Below are 2,221 nucleotides of genomic sequence, written 5' to 3'. Positions count from 1 at the left end.
CTCCATCCCTTATGCGCGCGATATATTTTTTGAATAATTAAATTTTATACGATAAAGTAATACTTGTATTTCAAATTTGTTTTCAAAATTATATAAAAGGCACGCCCCTTTAGAAAGTGGGTAATAAACATGAATTTAAATGAATTAAGATATTTAAGTAAAGCACTTGCCAAATCCACAAGTGCTTCTGTCAGACTTTACCAAAGAGAAAATCAAGTCTACTACTACTCGATATATCCCATGAATCCGGATCCTTTTCTGCTTTATGAGAAAAACATGCTACAGTCTGAGCATATTGCCGTTATCATTACTACCGATCTGTTTCAATTTTATGGTTATGTTTCATTGGATGATGATTATCGAATTGTGATAGGTCCATCTTCCATTTTAACGAATGACAAAAATAAATTAGATAACCTTTTATTTTTATTGAATGTAAAAGAAAAATATCATGAAGAATATATTGGTAAACTGAAGTGCGCCCCCTCTATTTCTGCCGAACGTATAGGATGGCTCCTTTCCTTTATTGCTTCCACTATCAATAAGAATCCACTTTTTGTAGAAGACGTATTTGTAGAAACAAAATCAGAAAATCATCAAGATGATATTATGAATAGCAGTATGCAGAATACATTATTTTTTTCTGGTGAAAAAGAATCCAGTTCTCTTTTTATCGATAACTATCAAAATGAAAAAATGCTATTGTTCTATATAAAAAATGGTCAGCCTGACGCTTTAAAAGAATTATTCAGTGCCTTTCCAAAAATAAAGGCCGGAACAATGGCCAATGATACCTTGCGCCAACTTAAGAACATGGGAATTTCTTGCGCTACCGTAGCTTCTCGGGCCTCAATCGAAGGGGGATTAAACGTCCAGACTGCATTCCATTTATCTGATTTGTATATTCAAAAGTTGGAAATGCTTCGCAATGCTGCATCCATATACCCATTAATCAAGCAAATGTTATTAGAGTTTGCCGAACGTACAAAACAGGTGAAATATAATTGCAATAGCTCTTCTAAATTATTTTTAAAATGTGCAAATTATGTTTCCATAAATTTGTTTAACAATATCAAGATTGAAGAAATAGCTTCCGAATTCGGAATATCACGCTCCCGTTTGAGTAGTCAGTTTCATAAGCAAACCGGTATTACCTTAACACAATATATTTTGCAAGAAAAAATTTTAGAATCTCAGCGCTTACTGCAGTTTACTAACAAAAGTAATGCTGAAATTGCATTACATCTGGCTTTTTCCTCGCAAAGTCATTTTCAAACAGTATTTAAAAAATATACCGGCATAACCCCAAACAGATTTAGGAACGCAAAATCAGATTTATAATTTGCTTTGTATCTGTTTTTATAATCATTAAATAGAATTGGGTTTTCATAGTGCCTTGGAAACAGACCGCTTTTGYAGATGCTTTGAAATCTCTTTAAGGAACATTCGTAGCAATTCTTCATAAATCAGACAATTTAAAAAAGAGGGATTAAGATTTTTCATCTCAATTCCTCTAATTTCCCCTTATTTAATWCTGTAATAAACTCGAATCTTCGACCTCCCCTATCCATAAATTCGTTCATTACCCAAAACACTAATAGTAAAATCTATTGGTTTAAGAATTTACTTTCTATCTTTATAGGTTCCAGACCAAAACTAATGTAAAAAATTTCATATACCAATAATAAAATGAAAGGAGGTTGTGTTATTTTGGAAAAGCATAAAGACACGGATTGCGGGTGCCATACCCGCGATTTTGATTTAGACTTCAGAAATTGCTCCTATTGGGCATGTTGTCCTTCAAGTTGTGGATGTGGGTATGGAATTGGATGCAATTGCTGTCGAAATCGTTGCCGCAGGAATTTGTGTGATGATGATTTCAGTATTCGATTAGCAGGCTTGACTGAGGGCCTAAATTACCGCTTGTATCAACTTCTTTGGTTCAACGTCAAAATAGAACTGGAGAATGGCCATTCAGCGTTTGGAAAAATCATTTATGTAGGGTCCAATTTTGTTGAATTGCTTCTGCCGTTAGTTGACGGAGAACCAGTTGAAGAAGATATGGAAGAGGAAGAATTAACTCAAGAAGATTTTGAGGAAAAATCGGAGCTTCATGGAGATAGGGAGCATATTAAAGGCAGAACACTGATTTTTTCCATTGATAGGATCGTAACCGTTGAAACAGCTATATCTAAAGATTGAATAAAGAGTTCTATCAAGT

At 33.9% G+C, this 2,221-nt stretch carries 2 protein-coding genes; both read left to right on the top strand.

The annotated features are described in order from the left end of the window. Nucleotides 1-129 precede the first annotated feature (129 nt). Nucleotides 130-1,341: an AraC family transcriptional regulator gene (locus AC1DSB_RS18325; protein ID WP_477531178.1), complete on the top strand. Its 1,212-nt coding sequence runs from the start codon at nucleotides 130-132 to the stop codon at nucleotides 1,339-1,341. A 369-nt stretch (nucleotides 1,342-1,710) separates the two neighbouring features. Beyond that, a complete protein-coding gene (locus AC1DSB_RS18320) occupies nucleotides 1,711-2,202 on the top strand; it encodes a hypothetical protein (protein WP_477531179.1) in 492 nt (163 codons plus the stop codon). Nucleotides 2,203-2,221: the final 19 nt, after the last annotated feature.

The organism is Paenisporosarcina sp. P4_E4_2 (assembly GCF_056401595.1).
This window is presented reverse-complemented; position numbering and strand designations above follow the sequence as displayed.

Excerpts from the sequence above, each read along its gene's own strand:
- AC1DSB_RS18325 (WP_477531178.1), top strand. The coding sequence starts at position 130 with ATGAATTTAAATGAATTAAGATATTTAAGTAAAGCACTTGCCAAATCC.